Consider the following 16,791-nt stretch of genomic DNA (forward strand, 5'->3'; position numbering starts at 1 on the left):
TTCCACAGGAAAACGAGGAGGTTACCGTGGCCTTCCGTTCATACGAATCTACAAGATGAGGGCCCTGGCCAGCCAACTCCTTCATGGTTTCGGTGACTGACCCCGGCGGAGCCTGCCCCTGTGTACTGGAACCACTCCACGTGAACAGCGCATGAACGAGTCGGCCCGCCGCACCCGATCTGGCTCGATCCGCACCCACCACGCGACGCAGACAGAGAGCCGGTCCATGGACTTCCTCCGCCCCGCCAGCTGGCCGGAAGCGCTCGCCGCGAAGGCCGAGCACCCCACCGCCGTGCCCCTCGCCGGCGGCACCGATGTGATGGTCGAGATCAACTTCGACCACCGCAGGCCCGCGCACCTGCTCGACCTCACCCGGATCGACGACCTCTACGCGTGGGAGGTGGGGGAGACGAGCGTGCGCCTGGGCGCCTCCGTGCCCTACACCCGGATCATGGAGAGCCTGCGCGAGGAACTCCCCGGGCTCGCCCTCGCCGCCCACACCGTCGCCTCCCCGCAGATCCGCAACCGGGGCGGCGTCGGCGGCAACCTCGGCACCGCCTCCCCGGCCGGTGACGCCCACCCCGCCCTCCTCGCGGCCGGCGCCGAGGTCGAGGCGGAGTCGGTGCGCGGCACCCGGCTCATCCCGATCGACGCCTTCTACACCGGCGTCAAGCGCAACGCCCTCGCCCCCGACGAGCTGATCCGCGCCGTCCACGTGAAGAAGGCCGACGGACCCCAGCAGTACTCCAAGGTCGGCACCCGCAACGCCATGGTCATCGCGGTCTGCGCCTTCGGGCTCGCCCTGCACCCCGCGACCCGGACGGTACGCACCGGCATCGGCTCGGCCGCGCCCACCCCGGTACGGGCCCGGGTCGCCGAGGAGTTCCTCGCTGCCGCGCTCGACGAGGGCGGCTTCTGGGACAACGGGAAGGTCATCACCCCCTCCCTGGTCAAGGAGTTCGCGTCCTTGTGCGCCGGCGCCTGCAACCCCATCGACGACGTCCGGGGCACCGCGGGCTACCGGCGGCACGCGGTCGGCGTGCTGGCCCGGCGGACGCTCACCTGGACCTGGGAGTCCTACCGCGACACCCGCCGCTCGGAAGGAGCCGCCTGATGCGCGTCAACCTCACCGTCAACGGACGCCCGCAGCGGGCCGACGACGTCTGGGAGGGCGAGTCCCTGCTGTACGTGCTGCGCGAGCGGCTCGGCCTGCCCGGCTCCAAGAACGCCTGCGAACAGGGCGAGTGCGGCTCCTGCACGGTCCGCCTCGACGGCGTGCCGGTCTGCGCGTGCCTCGTCGCGGCGGGCCAGGCCGAGGGACGTGACGTGGTCACCGTCGAGGGGCTCGCGGACCACGCCAGACGCCGGGCGTGCGGCGGCTCACCGGACGCCTCGACGTCGTGGGACACGGCCCGCGCGTGGCAGCCCCGGGGGAACGACGCGCACGGCGGCGAGGGCCTCGAACTCTCCTCCGTGCAGCAGGCGTTCATCGACGCCGGTGCCGTCCAGTGCGGGTTCTGCACGCCGGGGCTGCTGGTCGCCGCCGACGAGATGCTGGAACGCCACCCCAACCCGTCCGACGCCGACATCCGCGAGGCGCTGTCCGGCAACCTCTGCCGGTGCACCGGCTACGAGAAGATCATGGACGCCGTCCGACTGGCCGCCGCCCGCCAGGAAGAGGGGGTCTGACCATGGGTTTCTCAGCCGACTCCGGTTCCCTCCGATCGGGCGGTACGCCGGTCGGGGCGCCCGGGAAGATCACCCAGGGCGCCGCGGCCGAGGGCGGCATCGGGACGTCGACGCTGCGACCCGACGGCATCCTCAAGGTCACCGGCGAGTTCGCCTACGCGTCCGACCTGTGGCACGAGGACATGCTCTGGGGGCAGATCCTGCGCTCACCCGTCGCGCACGCCGAGATCCTCTCCCTCGACACCGCCGAGGCCCTCGCCACCCCGGGCGTCCACGCCGTTCTGACCTACGACGACCTGCCGACCGGCATCCGCAGCTACGGCCTGGAGATCCAGGACACCCCCGTCCTGGCCCACGGCAAGGTCCGCCACCACGGCGAACCCGTCGCCCTCGTCGCCGCCGACCACCCGGAGACCGCCCGCCGGGCCGCCGCGAAGATCAAGGTCGACTACCGGGAACTGCCCGTCATCACCGACGAGGCCTCCGCGACCGCCCCCGACGCGATCCTCGTCCACGAGGGCCGCGCCGACCACCACATCGGCCATGTCCCGCACCCCAACGTCGTCCACCGGCAGCCGATCCTGCGCGGTGACGCCTCCGCGGCCGCCGCCCGCGCCGATGTCGTCGTGCGCGGCGAGTACCACTTCGGCATGCAGGACCAGGCCTTCCTGGGCCCCGAGTCCGGGCTCGCCGTGCCCGAGGAGGACGGCGGCGTCCACCTCTACATCGCCACCCAGTGGCTGCACTCCGACCGGCGGCAGATCGCGCCCGTCCTCGGACTGCCCGAGGACAAGGTACGGATGACCCTGTCCGGCGTCGGCGGTGCCTTCGGCGGCCGGGAGGATCTCTCGATGCAGATCCACGCCTGCCTGCTGGCCCTGCGCACCGGCAGGCCCGTCAAGATGGTCTACAACCGGTTCGAGTCCTTCTTCGGCCACGTCCACCGCCACCCCGCACGGCTCCTCTACGAGCACGGCGCCACCCGCGACGGCAAGCTCACCCACCTGAAGTGCCGGATCGTCCTGGACGGCGGCGCCTACGCCTCCGCGTCCCCGGCCGTCGTCGGCAACGCCGCCTCCCTCTCCGTCGGCCCCTACGTCGTCGACGACGTCGACATCGAGGCCATCGCCCTCTACACCAACAACCCGCCCTGCGGCGCGATGCGCGGCTTCGGCGCCGTCCAGGCCTGCTTCGCCTACGAGGCTCAAATGGACAAGGTGGCACGGGAGTTGGGCATGGACCCGGTGAAGTTCCGGCAGCTCAACGCCATGGAACAGGGCGCCGTCATGCCGACCGGGCAGATCGTCGACTCGCCCGCCCCGGTCGCCGAACTCCTGCGCCGCGTCCACGCGATGCCGCTGCCACCCGAGCGCCAGTGGGAGAGCACCGAGGGCGTCGACGTACGGCAACTGCCCGGCGGCCTCTCCAACACCACCCACGGCGAGGGCGTCGTGCGGGGCGTCGGCTACGCGGTCGGCATCAAGAACGTCGGCTTCTCCGAGGGCTTCGACGACTACTCCACCGCCAAGGTCCGCATGGAGGTGATCGCCGGTGAGGCCGTCGTCACCGTGCACACCGCGATGGCCGAGGTCGGCCAGGGCGGCGTCACCGTGCACGCCCAGATCGCCCGCACCGAGCTGGGCGTCACCCAGGTCACCATCCACCCCGCCGACACCCAGGTGGGCAGCGCCGGTTCGACCTCCGCCTCCCGGCAGACGTACGTCACCGGCGGCGCCGTCAAGAACGCCTGCGCCCTGGTCCGGGACCAGGTACTGGAGCTGGGCCGCCGCAGGTTCGGCACCCACCACCCGGCCTGGGCCACCGCCGAACTGCTCCTGGAGGGCGGCAAGGTCGTCACCGACGGCGGCGAGGTGCTGCGCGACCTCGTGGACGTGCTGGGCGGCGACGCCGTCGAGGTCGAGGCGGAGTGGCGGCACCGGCCGACCGAACCCTTCGACCTGCGCACCGGGCAGGGCCACGGACACGTCCAGTACTCCTTCGCCGCGCACCGGGCCGTCGTCGAGGTCGACACCGAACTCGGCCTGGTCAAGGTCATCGAGCTGGCCTGCGCCCAGGACGTCGGCAAGGCGCTCAACCCGCTCTCGGTGATCGGCCAGATCCAGGGCGGCACCGTCCAGGGTCTCGGCATCGCGGTGATGGAGGAGATCGTCGTCGACCCCAAGACCGCCAAGGTCAGGAACCCGTCCTTCACGGACTACCTGATCCCCACGATCCTCGACACGCCGACCATCCCGGTCGACGTGCTCGAACTCGCCGACGACCACGCCCCCTACGGGCTCCGTGGCGTCGGCGAGGCGCCCACCCTGTCGTCCACCCCGGCCGTCCTCGCGGCGATCCGGGACGCGACCGGGCTGGAGCTGAACCGCACGCCGGTCCGGCCGGAACACCTGACCGGCACGGCGTGACCACCTCCCCGGGCGGCCCACCAGTCACCCGGGGCACACAGAGATCGTTCGTCTCGGGCCGTCCCCCGGGTCGTGCGGCCGCAGCACCTTCCCAAATCCCGGCGACGTCGACGACGACGGAGACGGGTGCCCCTGTGAACCTTGGGAGTAGGCCCACATGACCCAGCAGTCCCTCGAACCACCGACCACCGCCGAGGACGCGGGCGCGGGCGCGGCACCCCGCGACCCGGGCGGCCGGTCCTGGCTCGACCGGTACTTCCACATCGGCGCGAGGGAGTCCACGGTCGCGCGCGAGGTGCGCGGCGGTGTCACCACCTTCATGGCGATGGCGTACATCCTCCTGCTCAACCCGCTGATCCTGTCCGGCAAGGACGTGGCGGGCGACACCCTCGGCCGGTCGGCGCTGATCACCGCGACCGCGTTCGCGGCGGCCCTCACCACCCTCCTGATGGGCTTCGTCGGCAAGGTGCCGCTCGCCCTCGCCGCCGGACTCTCCGTCTCCGGCGTGCTCTCCTCGCAGGTCGCCCCCGTGATGACCTGGCCGCAGGCGATGGGCATGTGCGTCCTGTACGGCGTCGTCATCATGCTGCTGGTCGTCACCGGTCTGCGCGAGCTGGTCATGAACGCGATACCGCTCGCCCTCAAACACGGCATCACCATGGGCATCGGCCTGTTCATCGCGCTCATCGGCTTCTACAAGTCCGGCTTCGTCCACCAGGGCAGGTCCACCCCGCTCGCCCTCGGCCCCGCCGGCCAACTCGTCGGCTGGCCCGTCCTGTTGTTCGCCGGCACCCTGCTGCTGATCTTCGTCCTCCAGGCCCGGGGGACCCCGGGCGCGATCCTCATCGGCCTCGTCTGCGGCACCGTCGTCGCGATCGTCCTGAACGGCTTCGACGTCATCGACTCGGACGCCTGGGCGGGCGGCGCCCCCGCACTGCACGGCGGCGCGGTGTCGATGCCGGACTTCTCGCTCCTCGGGCACGTGGAGTTCGGCGGCTGGGGTCAGGTCGGCGCGATGACCGTCGGCATGATCGTGTTCACCCTGGTGCTCGCCGGGTTCTTCGACGCCATGGCCACCATCATCGGCGTCGGCACCGAGGCCCGGCTCGCCGACCGCCAGGGGCGGATGCCGGGACTGTCGAAGGCGCTGTTCATCGACGGCGCCGGCGGCGCGATCGGCGGTGTGGCGGGCGGCTCGGGACAGACCGTGTTCGTCGAGTCGGCGACCGGCGTCGGCGAGGGCGCCCGCACCGGGCTCGCCTCCGTGGTCACCGGCGTGTTCTTCGCGGCCTGTCTGTTCCTCACCCCGCTCACCGCGCTCGTCCCGCAGGAGGTCGCGTCCGCCGCGCTGGTCGTGATCGGCGCGATGATGCTGATGAACGCCCGGCACGTCGACTGGGCCGACCGGGCCACCGCGATCCCGGTCTTCCTGACCGTCGTCCTGATGCCGTTCACGTACACGATCACCACCGGCGTCGCCGCCGGGGTCATCTCCTACACGGCCATCAAGGCCGCGCAGGGCAAGGCCCGTGAGGTCGGCGCCTTCATGTGGGGATTGGCGGTGATCTTCGTCGTCTACTTCGCCCTCCACCCGATCGAGAACTGGCTCGGCGTGCGCTGAGCGCCGAGCCGGGAGCGCCGGATCAGGTGGTCGGTCGGCTGCGGCACCGCCGTGGCCGACCGGGCCGACCTGACCGGGCCGCTCCCCGGCACCGGCGCCGGGTCCCTCGCACGAGGGCGCTGCCGCACCGCCGTTGACCCGGCCCGCGATCGACACCGGCCGAACCCGACACCACACCGCATCGGACACCGACCCGAACCCGAGAGCGTCAAGGAGAACGAGACATGCTGGACATCGCCGAGGAACTCAGCCGGTGGGTCGAGCAGGGGCGCGACTTCGCCGTGGCCACCGTGGTCGCCGTCGGCGGCAGCGCACCCCGGCGGCCGGGCGCCGCCCTCGCGGTGGACGCCGACGGCACGGCGATCGGCTCGGTCTCCGGGGGATGCGTGGAGGGTGCCGTCTACGCACTGTGCCAACAGGCGTTGGCAGACGGCGGTGCCGTCCTCGAACGGTTCGGCTACAGCGACGAGGACGCCTTCGCCGTCGGCCTGACCTGCGGGGGAGTCATCGACATCCTCGTCACCCCGGTACGGGGGCAGGACGCCGTCCGCCCGGTGGTCGCGGCCGCGCTGGCCGCCGCCGCGCGCGGGGAGGCGGCGGCGCTGGCCCGGATCGTGTCAGGACCGGCCGAACTGCTGGGCCGGGCCGTGCTGGTGCGGGCCGACGGCAGCCACCAGGGCGGTCTCGGCGGCCATCCGGAACTCGACCGCACGGTCAGGGGCGAGGCCGCCGCGTTCCTGGACGCCGGGCGGACCGGCACGCTGGAGATCGGTGAGAGGGGCTCACGGTGCGGAGCACCTCTCACGGTGCTGGTCGAGTCGTCCGTGCCGGCGCCCCGGATGATCGTCTTCGGCGCCATCGACTTCGCGTCCGCGCTGGTCAGGGTCGGTAAGTTCCTCAACTACCACGTCACGGTGTGCGACGCCCGCCCCGTCTTCGCCACCCGCACCCGGTTCCCGGACGCCGACGAGATCGTCGTCGACTGGCCGCACCGGTACCTGGAGCGGACGGCCGTCGACGGGCGCACGGTGCTGTGCGTGCTCACCCACGACGCCAAGTTCGATGTCCCGCTGCTCAGGCTGGCGCTGCGGCTGCCGGTCGCGTACGTCGGCGCGATGGGCTCCCGCCGCACCCACCTGGACCGCAACGACCGGCTGCGCGCCGTCGGCGTCAGCGAACGGGAGCTGGCCCGGCTGCGCTCACCCATCGGCCTCGACCTCGGCGCCCGCACCCCGGAGGAGACGGCCCTGTCGATCGCCTCGGAGATCATCGCCGCCCGGCACGGCGGCAGCGGCGCCCCCTTGACCGGCGCCCACACCCCCATCCACCACGACCCGCACCACGACCGTCGGGACGACCCGAGGCCCCGCCCGGGATGGCACATCGGGTCGGTGGCCTGAACGCCGTTCCGTGCCAGGGGAGTTGACGCGGAACCGCGGGGTCCGTCAATCCGTCGCGGCGGTCGGGGTGAGGGAGTGCCGGTCGGGGCGGAGCGAGAAGGCGGTGTCGCCCGCGACGGCCACCAGCGCGTCCTTCACGAGGGCCAGGTACGGCGGGCTGCCCGCCGCCGAGTCACCGGGGTCGCTGATCGTCGCCGTCCGCCAACGCACCGCGCCCGTACCGGGGTTGACGGCCACGATCCGGCCGAAACGGTTGGCGAAGTAGAGGCTGGCGTACTTCTTCGACAGCACAGGCGCCGACAGGTTCTCGACGTCCGTGGTCCGCTGCCACAGCCGCTTGCCGTCACCGGCGCGGACGGCGGTGACCGTCCCGTCGGGCCGCACGAAGTAGACGACGCCGCCCACGGCGGTCGGCGTGCCGCGCGTCCCGGCCGCCAGCGTCAGCCGCCGCACCTTCCCGTTGTCCGGGTCGACCCGCAGCAGCGTCGTGTAGGGCCAGTCGCCCTCGGGCGCCGTCTGGTACTCCTTCTGGTCCGGCGCGACGAGCAACGGCTGCCCGTCGACGCCGCCCAACGCCTGTGAGTTGGCGGGCACTTGGGCCAGCTTCCGGGCGTTCCCGGTGCCGGGGTCGAGCCGGAAGAGGGTGCTCGGGCCGCTGGTGGAGTCGCCCGGCGCGGAACACAGCCCGTAGGGGGCGCCCCCGATCACCACGGGCGCGCAGACGTTCACGGCCGACGCGGCGCTCCGCCACAGCAGCGTGCCCGACGTGTCGTAGGCGAGGTAGTGCGTCGCCGCGTCGTCCATCGTCAGGACGCCCCCGCTGAACATCAGCGACGGCGTGTCCCCGCGCACCGGCCGGGACCAGAGCTGACGGCCGCTCTTCTCGTCCAGGGCGACCAGTTGCCGAGGGTGGTACGTCTGGTTCGAGTCGGGCTTGAGGTAGGCGTAGACGTGGCCGTCGCGGACGCCGACCGGGCGCGAGGTCTGCGGACTGGTGCCGGCGTGCCAGCCCTCCCGCCCGGTCGCCGCGTCCAGCCTGATGGTCGTGAAGCCGGTGCCCGCGCAGTACACGGCGGCCGAACCACCCGGCACGCAACCGGGGTTCAGCTCGTCGATCGGGTCGTCCTTCGGCGTCCGGCGCAGATCCGCCCGCCAGGCGTGCCACCCGGCGGGCAGCGCCGCGACGGGCGTCCCGCTCGGCTCGGCGGCGGCCGTCCGCTCGTCCCCGCTCCCGTCCGCGAGCCGAACGGCCGTGATGCCGACGCCGGTGACGGCGAGCACCGCGCCCACCGCGACGAGGGCCCGTCGCATCCGGCGTCCCCCGCGCGGGCGGCTCGCGGCACCGACGGTCTCCGAACCGGCGGCCGGTACGGGGCGAGCGGCCCCGGGGCGCCGGGAGACAGGAACCGACGGGGAGTTGACGGTGTCCGGGTCCCGGGTGCGGTGCGGGTCGGGAGCGTGGTCCGGGAGGGCCAGCAACAGGCCCTGGAGTTCGGTGAGTTGGGGACGGGCCGCCGGGTCCTTGTCCAGGCAGCGGGCGGCGATGGACCGCAGCGGCTCCGGGACACCGTCCAACACCGGTGCCTCGTACATGACTTGGTAGCCGGTGAGGTAAGGGCTGCCGCCTTCGAAGGGGCGGTTCCCCGTCGACGCGTACACCAGCACCGAGCCCAGCGAGAACACGTCCGACGCCCCGGTGACGTCCCTCGGCGACGCGAACTGCTCCGGGGACATGAAGGGCGGGGTGCCGATCAGCCGTCCGGTGACGGTGAGGTCCTCGTTGTCGGCGGCGCGGGAGATGCCGAAGTCGATGACGCGGGGTCCGTCGTCGGCGACCAGGACGTTGCTCGGCTTCAGGTCCCGGTGCACGACCCCGGCCCGGTGGATGTCCCGCAACGCCTCGACCAGACCCAGGGCGACCGTGCGCAGCGCGCGGCCGGTCAGCGGGCCCTCCTCGGCGACGACCTCGGTGAGCGTGCGCGCCGGTACGTACAGCGTCGCCATCCAGGGCTGCTCGGCGTCCGGATCGGCGTCCACCACCGGCGCCGTGAACGCCCCGCTCACCCGGCGGGCCGCCGCGACCTCCTGGCGGAAACGGGCCCGGAACTCCGGGTCCAGCGCGTACTGCGCGTGCACGACCTTGATCGCGACATGCCGACCCGAGGGCGACAGGCCCAGGTGGACGACGCCCATACCGCCACTGCCGAGTTCGTCGATCAGCGTGTAGCCGCCGATCGACCCACCCGTGGATTCGGCACTCCCGGTGCTCAGCGACATGAGCCGGTCACCATTCCCGTCCTCCTCGCGCAGACGTATCGCACACGCGCCACAGACTAGGGCGTCCGTTTTCATCACAGAACACCGGCCGAGGAACCAACCGGACACCTCCAACGACGGCCCGACCGCCGCAGAGGACCCGCCGACTCCCCGGTCACACCCCTCTGAGCAGCCGGTTCACGGCCCGCCCGAAGATCCACCGGGACGCCCTGGTGAGCACCGGATCGAACAGCGCCGGTACGAAGCGCACGGTGAGATCCTCCCGCCACACCACCCGGCTGCGCCCGCCGGGCCCCGGCCGCACCTCCAGTTCGGCCCACCCCGTCAGCACCCGCCCCCGCTTCTCGACCCGGCACCGGCCAGGTGTCTCCTCGGTAGGCGGAACCCACACCGTCACCTCCATCGGGTCGTCGAACGCGAGCGGCCCCAGCCCCGAGCGGGCCACGAACACGGTCCCCTCACCCGTCGGCCCGGGCGTCACCACCCGCACCCGGGTCACCGGAACGACCTCACCATGCCGAGCCCAGCAGGTAACCCGCCGCCAAGCCTCACCAAGAGGCAGCGCCACGGTACGTTCAACCAGGAAATACACCACCCCCCGATCGTAAGAACCCCCCTCACCCCCCACCCCACTTCCCCCCACGACCACGCGAATGGCCGTTGTTTTAGGGGGCGCGAGGAACGGCACACCAAGCCCCCACCGACGGAAAGCCGGATCTCAACCCACCCGGCCAGCGTCACAGGGGGCACCTTCCAGAAGCCGGGAGGCAACGCCGTTGCTTTTAGGGGCGCGGGGAACGGCGCGACAAGCCCCCACCGACGGAGATCCGGATCTCAACCCGTCCCGGCCAGCGTCACAGGGGGCACCTTCCAGAAGCCGGGGGGCAACGCCGTTGCTTCTAGGGGCGCGGGGAACTGCGCGACCAGCCCCCACGGGCGGAAAGCCGGATCTCAACCCGCCCGGCCAGCGTCACAGGGGGGCACTTTCCAGATGCCGGGGGGCAACGCCGTTGCTTCTAGGGGCGCGGGGAACTGCGCGACAAGCCCCCACCGGCGGCCACCCGGAACTCAACCCGCACCCCCCGTTACGCCGCCCCCACCCCTCGCCCATATGTCAGACGACCAGTCCAGGTACCGGACAAGCTCCTCTTCCCCACCCGAGGCCCCCGCCGCCCCTCCACCCGGCCCAGGGCCTCGCCCCCGCCCGGCGCCGGCCCCACGAGAAATCCCCCCACTGACCAGCACGTTGTGCTCAACCCGAGCCCGCCGAACCTGTTCATACAAGGCCAACGCCCGCCCCACCGCAGGCGCATCCCGCACACACTTGGCCAGAACCACCGCGTCCTCAAGAGCCATGGACGCCCCCTGCCCCGTAGCCGGCGAGGCAGCATGCGCGGCATCACCAACCAGCACCACCCTCCCGTACCGCCACCGCGTACCGACCCCGATCTCGGTGGCGTTGGTGACCATCAGGTCACCACCAGTGGCCGCGACCAGATCCGCCGCCGGCGTCGCATCCGCCCGCAGCAACGGCACCAACAACTCCCGCCAATCACCCGCCGTCCCCCGAGCGATCTCCTCGGCGGACAACGCCGCACCGCCGACCCGAGCGAACCAGTACGTCTCCCCACCGGGAGAAACCGCGTACCCGAACGCCGCCCCACTCCCACGCACCATCGTGATCACGGCGTCCCCGGGCCCGTCGGGAACGGCGTCCGTGTAGCCGTAGAAGACCCGCTGCCCCGCGTAGACGGGCCGGACATCGGGGGCCAGCCCCCGACGGACCGTGGAGTTCAGCCCATCGGCCGCGACAAGAAGATCACCGTCGGCCGTACTGCCGTCGGCGAAGTGCGCGGTGACGCCGTCGGGCCCCTCCTGGACGGAGTCGAGCCGGGCGCCGTGCCGGATGCGGATGCCCCGACGCTCGGCCTCCGCCTGGAGCGCCCCGCTCAGCTCACCGCGCCGCAGACACCGGAACCGCAGCACCGGATCATCGGCCTCGCCCAGCGGCACGTGCGCCACCTGACCGCCGGTGCCGTCAAGCACCCGCATCGAGGTCAGCGGAAACCCGGCCCGCCCGACGGCCGTCGCCGCGTCGAGCTGGGCCAGCGCCCGCATGCCGTTGCTCGCCAGGGTCAGGAACGCGCCGATGTCCTCGGCCGAGTCCGGATGCGCCTCGTACACCTCGACGTCGAGGCCCGCCCGGTGCAGGCCGAGCGCCGTCGCCGTTCCGGCGATCCCGCCGCCGATGACCAGTGTCTTCACGTGGCTCCCCGCTCCTTACGTGTCGCTTTGGCCGTGTTCGTCCGAGTGGACCCCGTAGATCCAACGGGCGGCCGACCGCCTGGGTTCCGCCTACCCGCAACTCTCAGCGCGTGACCTCGAAGGTCGCGGCCTTCGGCACGAACGCGGTGTCGCCGTCCTCGGCGGTCGCCAGCGCCGACACGTACCAGGTGCCCTCGGCCAACTCGTTCGCGTCCTTCTCGGAGAGCGCGGGCCGATAGGTGCAGGTGGCCTTCTCGTCGGACACCCGCACGCAGGTGGCCTTCTCCACGGAACGCATGTCCTTCTCGGTCGGGTCCAGCTTCGAGGCGGCAGGCCAGGCGACGACATTCAGGCTCTTGACGCCCGAGTCGTCGCGCACATCGGCGGTGAAGGTGAATGCGGCCGGCTCTCCACCGGACGCGGGGGAGAACCGGGCGACGGCGTTGTCCACGGTCAACTCCGTTGCGGCGAAGGCGGAAGAGAGACCACCGACCACCACACCACCGACGACGGCGACACCGACGAGCGACGAAACGAGAACGCGCTTGGACATGAGAATTCCCCTCAAGGCTATACGAATGAGATGAGCGAAAGCGAAAGAAATGAACCGAAAGAAACGGGCCGAATGGAATGGAGCGAAAGGGATGGAGTGAAAGGGATGGAGTGAATGGAATGGAGCGAAAGGGATGAAAGCGAAGGAGATGAAACGGAAAGGGAACCTGTACGACTGCCTTCCCGACCGCTTCCTCCACGGCTTCCCGCATGCCTTTCGACGAGGTCGAGACTATGGCCCGGCACCCGGCGAGGTCTTCGCTCCGCCGGACGATCACCGTCTCGAACCAGAGGTAGAGAGCGGGGCGCGCGGCTCCGCCCTCAGCCCGAGCCGCGGGCCACCTGACCACACCTAGCCTGGATTCATCATGAACGTCATCGATCGAGACGACGACCGGCTGCTCCCGGTCCTCCTGCTGTGCGCCCAGGCCGCCGTGTGGCCCGGCGCGGAGCTGGCGCGTGGCACGGTGCCGCCCGCCTCCGCGCTCCTCGTCGCGCTGCTGGTCGCCGGCACGGTGACCGCCGCGCTCGCCGGACGCCGGGCCCGGCCGGTGGTCACCCTCATCCTGGTCGCCGCCGCCTGCGCGCTCGGCGCCGGACCGCTGCCGGCCGGCGGAACGGCGGTGCTCGGGACGGCGGGCGTCGCCCTCGCGCTGTTCACCGTGGCGAGGGAACGCGACCCGTTCACCGCGGTGCTGAGCGTGTCCGCGCTCGCGTTCTGGCAACTCGTGCAGGGGCTCAGCCTGCACGGGCTGTCGCAACGCGACGGACTCGACCTCGTCCTGACCGCCCTCCTCTACGCCACCGCCTGCGGCACCGGCCTGTGGGCGCGACGGGCCCACCGCACCCGGCGGACCACCGAACTCCGTCTGGGGCGCGCCGAAGCCGAACGCCACCGGCTCCCCGAGGCCGAACGGCGCCGGATGGAAAGGGAGTTGCACGACGTCAGCGCCCATCACCTCACCGCCGTCGTCGTCACCGCCGGTGCCGCGCTCGGCCTGCGCGAACGGCGTCCCGAACTCGCCGACGAGGCACTGGAGTTCGCCGTCGAGACCGGACGTACGGTCACCCGGGCGCTCGGCGCGGTCCGGGCACCGGCACCCTCACGGGAGGAACTCCCCGCGCCCGACGAGCGGTTGAGGTCCCTGATCGCCGGGTTCCGCCGCCTCGACCAGCAAGTCGACGCGGAGATCGACCCGTTGCCCGACGGCGCCCTCGCCGACGCGGTCCACGGCATCGTCCGCGAGGCCCTCACCAACGTCGCCCGGCACGCCCCGGGCGCCCGCACCGCGGTGGTGTGCCGGTACGGCGACACCCGCACCGAGGTCGTCGTCACCAGCGCGGCCCCGCCGACCGGTGCGGCGGCGCACGGCGCCGGGCTCGGCGGCGGGCGCGGGCAGGGGTTTCTGCGGTCCCGGGCCCGGGAGGTCGGCGGCACGTTGAGTAGCGGGCCCACGGCGGACGGCGGTTGGGAGGTGCGCGCGGTGCTGCCGGGCCGGACGGCGGCGCCGGACGAGCCTGCCGTGCCGCCGTCCTACCGGGTGGCGCAGCTGGTCGCCGCGCTCGGCCTGGGCGTGCAGCCGTTGCTGCCGGTCCTGGTGGTGCGCTCGGGGGAGGCGTCGAGCGGCGGGCGGGTGTCGGCGGGGGTGCTGTTCGCGCTGCTCGCGGCGGCCCAGACGGTCGCCCTGCTGTGGCTGCGCCGGGCGCCCCGCACCGCCCGGATCGCGCTGCTGGCGCTCGCCCCGCTGTGGCCGCTGGCGATGGCGGCCGGCCACTACACCGGCCCGGTCCTCCTCCCCGTCACCCTCGGCGCCCTCGCCACCTGCACAGCCGTGGCCCTGGAGACGGCCCGGGCCTGCGCGTCCGGTGACCCGGCGGGGTCCGGCGGACGGTCGGCCCGCGGCTTCGTCCTCGCGGCCGTCCTCGTCCACGCCGGTGCCGTCGTCGCAGCGGTCCTCGACCGGCCAACGACGGTCCCCACGTGGGGAGTTGTCCTCGGTGCCGTCGGCGGGGCCGGCGTCCTGACGGGTGCGGCCCACTGGTACGGGGCCCGGCGCGGGCGGCGGGAGCGGGAGGCGCGCGGGGTGAGCGAGGAGCGCCTCGCCGGGTGGACCGAGGAGGCGGTGCGGGACGCCTGGGCCGAACGGCGCCGGATCGCCGCCGGGTTGGAGACCACCGTTCTCGCCCGCACCGCCGACATGGTCACGCAGGCCGAGGCCGGCCGCCTCGACACCACCGCCGAACGCGCCCGCGATGCCCTGGCCGCGATGCGCGCCCTCCTCGACACGGTTCGTGAGGGCGAGGGCGCCGACGAACCGGCCCTGCGACCGCAGCCCACCCTCCAGGCGCTCGACCTGCTCGCCCACCAGTGCCGGGCCACCGGCCGCGACGTCGTCATACGGCTCACCGCACGGGTGCCCGAACACCTCCCCACCGCAGTCGACCTGGCCGCCTATCACGCCGTCGAGACGCTGCTCGCGGCCGGTGGCGAGGAGCCCGCGCTGATCGAGATCGACGCGGCCGACGCTACGTTGGTGCTCACGGCCACCGGCGTTCCCGGCGCCGCCCGTCCCGGCGTGCGTGACCGGCTGGCGGCGCGGGTCGCGGCGCTCGGCGGCACGTTGACCATCGAGGACACCGAACGGGCGGGAACCGTCCGCCTGTTGCTGCCGTGCGCGGCGGACGAGGAGACAAGCCGATGAGCCTGCGGGTGCTGGTCGTCGACGACCAGGGCATCGTCCGGGCGGGTTTCGCCGCCGTGATCGACGCCCAGGACGACATGACGGTGGTCGGAGAGGCCGCCGACGGGGCCGAAGCGGTGCGCCTCGTCGGGGAGTTGGCCCCCGACGTCGTCGTCATGGACGTCCGGATGCCCGAACTGGACGGCATCGCCGCCACCCGGATCGTCACCGGCCGCGAACACCCGCCCCGGGTGCTGGTGTTGACCACCTTCGACCTCGACGCCTACGTCTTCGACGCGCTGCGCGCCGGAGCCTCCGGATTCCTCCTCAAGGACGTCCAGCCCTCCGAACTCCTCGACGGCATCCGGGTGGTGGCCGCAGGCGAGAGCGTCCTCGCGCCCTCCGCCACCCGTCGGCTCATCGGGCACTACGCCTCGGGAACAGGCGCCGGGTTCCGTTCCGGAGAGGTCCCGCGCGCACTGGAGAGCCTCACCGCCCGCGAACGCTACGTCCTCGGCCTGATCGCCGCCGGCCTCAACAACGCGGAGATCGCCGGGGAACTCGGCATCACCGTCGGCACCGTCAAGTCCCATGTGAACGCCCTGCTGCGCAAACTCGGGCTGCGCGACCGGGTCCAGGCGACGATCCTCGCCTACGACCTGGGCCTCGCCCGCCCCAACCCACCGTCCCCGCACACCAGTTGACCAGGAGCCCCACCCATGACCGACCCCACCACCCACCCCCGCCCGACCCGTCGACTCCGCCACCTGCTCACGGACGGTGTCGCCCTCGTCTACCTCGGTGTCTGCGCGGCCCTGTTGATCTGGACGTTCGCGGTGACCGTGTTCGACGACACCGGGGAGTCCATGGCGGGCGTCATCCCGATGCTGGCCACGGCCCCGACGAGCCTCGTCTTCCTCGTACTGCCGGACCAGGCCTGGTCGTTCGTCGTCGCCGTCGTCTTCGGCGCCCTGGTGAACGCCACCGTCATCGGCTGGTGCTCGCGCACGCTGAGAGCCGGGCGGGCGTCGCGCTGACCGCCGTTACAGATCGTCCTTGAGCGGGGGACCGTCGCCGGGCTGCTCCTGGTGGGAGTAGCGCTGCTCGTTCCAGACCTCACCGATGTTGTGGAAGCCCCGCTCCTCCCAGAAACCGCGCCGGTCCTCGGTGAGGTACTCGACGGCCCGCAGCCACTTGGGGCTCTTGTAGCCGTAGAGGTGCGGGACGATCAGCCGGAGCGGGAAGCCGTGCTCGGCGGTGAGGGGCTCGCCGTTGTGGTGCGTGGCCAGGAGCGTGTCGGGGCGGTCGAAGTCGGCGATCCGGAGATTGGCCGAGTAGCCGTACTCCGCCCAGGCCATCACATGCGTGACATCGGGGGCGGGCGGCACCAGCTCCAGGAGGGCGCGGGCCGGGATGCCGTACCACTCGTGGTCGGTGGAGGTGGGGCCGGTCGCGCAGTGCAGGTCGGCGGCGAGGGTGGTGTGCGGCAGGGCGGACAGTTCGGCGAAGGTCCACACGTGCATGCTGCCGTCGGCGGTGGCGCCGTGGACACGCAGGTCCCAGCGTTCGATGCGGAAGCGGGGGACCGGGCCGTAGTGCGAGACCGGCCAGCCGTGGACCTGGCGCTGACCCGGCGGAATCCGGCGGGGCGGGCCGGCCGCGTCCCCGGTCGTGCCCTGTCCTTCGCTCACCACCAGGTGTCCCCTTTCTCCGCTCCACCAGCGTCAACGCCACACACTTCCTCCTGACCAGCGTAGATGCTCCCCCGCACCCCCGCGGCCGGGGGTCACACACAGCCCCGGCCTGGGCATCGCCGCGAGGGGGCGCGGGGAACGCCCGGCCTCGAACGGCGGTCCGGCGACCGGCGGACCACCGCGCGC

At 72.5% G+C, this 16,791-nt stretch carries 13 protein-coding genes; 8 read left to right on the forward strand and 5 right to left on the reverse strand.

The window, feature by feature from the left end; genetic code table 11:
- The first annotated feature begins 226 nt into the window (after window positions 1-226).
- The 5 genes from ACIQOU_RS06000 to ACIQOU_RS06020 all read left to right on the forward strand — a co-directional run bounded on the left by ACIQOU_RS06000 (window position 227) and on the right by ACIQOU_RS06020 (window position 7,136).
- Entirely contained in the window at window positions 227-1,114 is an 888-nt protein-coding gene (locus tag ACIQOU_RS06000) for an FAD binding domain-containing protein (protein ID WP_401534680.1), read from the forward strand.
- On the forward strand, window positions 1,114-1,689 hold the full coding sequence (locus tag ACIQOU_RS06005; protein ID WP_401534246.1) for a (2Fe-2S)-binding protein: 576 nt from the start codon (window positions 1,114-1,116) through the stop codon (window positions 1,687-1,689). The genes ACIQOU_RS06000 and ACIQOU_RS06005 overlap by 1 nt, the downstream gene beginning before the upstream one ends.
- Before the next feature lie 2 nt (window positions 1,690-1,691).
- Complete coding sequence (locus ACIQOU_RS06010; RefSeq protein ID WP_401534248.1) at window positions 1,692-4,115, forward strand: xanthine dehydrogenase family protein molybdopterin-binding subunit; 2,424 nt, start codon at window positions 1,692-1,694, stop codon at window positions 4,113-4,115.
- 157 nt (window positions 4,116-4,272) lie between these two features.
- A complete protein-coding gene (locus tag ACIQOU_RS06015) occupies window positions 4,273-5,736 on the forward strand; it encodes an NCS2 family permease (RefSeq protein WP_401534250.1) in 1,464 nt (487 codons plus the stop codon).
- Between the two features lie 224 nt (window positions 5,737-5,960).
- Window positions 5,961-7,136: an XdhC family protein gene (locus ACIQOU_RS06020; RefSeq protein WP_401534252.1), complete on the forward strand. Its 1,176-nt coding sequence runs from the start codon at window positions 5,961-5,963 to the stop codon at window positions 7,134-7,136.
- A 45-nt stretch (window positions 7,137-7,181) separates the two neighbouring features.
- On the opposite strand, the gene ACIQOU_RS06025 is transcribed toward ACIQOU_RS06020, so the two are convergent.
- The 4 genes from ACIQOU_RS06025 to ACIQOU_RS06040 all read right to left on the reverse strand — a co-directional run bounded on the left by ACIQOU_RS06025 (window position 7,182) and on the right by ACIQOU_RS06040 (window position 12,231).
- On the reverse strand, window positions 7,182-9,413 hold the full coding sequence (locus ACIQOU_RS06025; RefSeq protein ID WP_401534254.1) for a PQQ-binding-like beta-propeller repeat protein: 2,232 nt from the start codon (window positions 9,411-9,413) through the stop codon (window positions 7,182-7,184).
- Between the two features lie 154 nt (window positions 9,414-9,567).
- Window positions 9,568-10,008: an SRPBCC family protein gene (locus ACIQOU_RS06030; protein ID WP_401534256.1), complete on the reverse strand. Its 441-nt coding sequence runs from the start codon at window positions 10,006-10,008 to the stop codon at window positions 9,568-9,570.
- A gap of 473 nt (window positions 10,009-10,481) precedes the next feature.
- The gene (locus ACIQOU_RS06035; RefSeq protein ID WP_401534259.1) at window positions 10,482-11,678 is read right to left on the reverse strand and encodes an FAD-dependent oxidoreductase; all 1,197 of its coding nucleotides are present in this window, start codon (window positions 11,676-11,678) and stop codon (window positions 10,482-10,484) included.
- Window positions 11,679-11,781: 103 nt separating this feature from the next.
- Window positions 11,782-12,231: a DUF5707 domain-containing protein gene (locus tag ACIQOU_RS06040; protein WP_401534260.1), complete on the reverse strand. Its 450-nt coding sequence runs from the start codon at window positions 12,229-12,231 to the stop codon at window positions 11,782-11,784.
- 367 nt (window positions 12,232-12,598) lie between these two features.
- Here ACIQOU_RS06040 and ACIQOU_RS06045 point away from each other — a divergent pair, with 367 nt between their 5' ends.
- Genes ACIQOU_RS06045 through ACIQOU_RS06055 form a run of 3 tightly spaced genes read left to right on the forward strand, consistent with a single transcriptional unit; the run spans window position 12,599 to window position 15,948 of the window.
- A complete protein-coding gene (locus tag ACIQOU_RS06045) occupies window positions 12,599-14,932 on the forward strand; it encodes a histidine kinase (protein WP_401534262.1) in 2,334 nt (777 codons plus the stop codon).
- A complete protein-coding gene (locus tag ACIQOU_RS06050; protein ID WP_401534265.1) occupies window positions 14,929-15,615 on the forward strand; it encodes a response regulator in 687 nt (228 codons plus the stop codon). The genes ACIQOU_RS06045 and ACIQOU_RS06050 overlap by 4 nt, the downstream gene beginning before the upstream one ends.
- 15 nt (window positions 15,616-15,630) lie before the next feature.
- Complete coding sequence (locus tag ACIQOU_RS06055; RefSeq protein ID WP_401534268.1) at window positions 15,631-15,948, forward strand: SCO4225 family membrane protein; 318 nt, start codon at window positions 15,631-15,633, stop codon at window positions 15,946-15,948.
- Between the two features lie 6 nt (window positions 15,949-15,954).
- Here the strand turns inward: ACIQOU_RS06055 and ACIQOU_RS06060 are convergent, their stop codons facing one another.
- Window positions 15,955-16,605 carry a molybdopterin-dependent oxidoreductase gene (locus ACIQOU_RS06060; protein WP_401534269.1) on the reverse strand — a complete coding sequence of 217 codons (651 nt, stop codon included), beginning with the start codon at window positions 16,603-16,605 and terminating at the stop codon, window positions 15,955-15,957.
- Window positions 16,606-16,791 lie beyond the last annotated feature (186 nt).

It is taken from the genome of Streptomyces sp. NPDC091279 (genome assembly GCF_044757465.1).
Taxonomy (GTDB): Bacteria; Actinomycetota; Actinomycetes; order Streptomycetales; family Streptomycetaceae; genus Streptomyces.

Coding starts and splice junctions, on each gene's coding strand:
- ACIQOU_RS06055 (WP_401534268.1), top strand. CDS start 15,631: ATGACCGACCCCACCACCCACCCCCGCCCGACCCGTCGACTCCGCCAC.
- ACIQOU_RS06020 (WP_401534252.1), top strand. CDS start 5,961: ATGCTGGACATCGCCGAGGAACTCAGCCGGTGGGTCGAGCAGGGGCGC.
- ACIQOU_RS06015 (WP_401534250.1), top strand. CDS start 4,273: ATGACCCAGCAGTCCCTCGAACCACCGACCACCGCCGAGGACGCGGGC.
- ACIQOU_RS06005 (WP_401534246.1), top strand. CDS start 1,114: ATGCGCGTCAACCTCACCGTCAACGGACGCCCGCAGCGGGCCGACGAC.
- ACIQOU_RS06000 (WP_401534680.1), top strand. CDS start 227: ATGGACTTCCTCCGCCCCGCCAGCTGGCCGGAAGCGCTCGCCGCGAAG.
- ACIQOU_RS06010 (WP_401534248.1), top strand. CDS start 1,692: ATGGGTTTCTCAGCCGACTCCGGTTCCCTCCGATCGGGCGGTACGCCG.
- ACIQOU_RS06040 (WP_401534260.1), bottom strand. CDS start 12,231: ATGTCCAAGCGCGTTCTCGTTTCGTCGCTCGTCGGTGTCGCCGTCGTC.
- ACIQOU_RS06025 (WP_401534254.1), bottom strand. CDS start 9,413: ATGTCGCTGAGCACCGGGAGTGCCGAATCCACGGGTGGGTCGATCGGC.
- ACIQOU_RS06050 (WP_401534265.1), top strand. CDS start 14,929: ATGAGCCTGCGGGTGCTGGTCGTCGACGACCAGGGCATCGTCCGGGCG.
- ACIQOU_RS06045 (WP_401534262.1), top strand. CDS start 12,599: ATGAACGTCATCGATCGAGACGACGACCGGCTGCTCCCGGTCCTCCTG.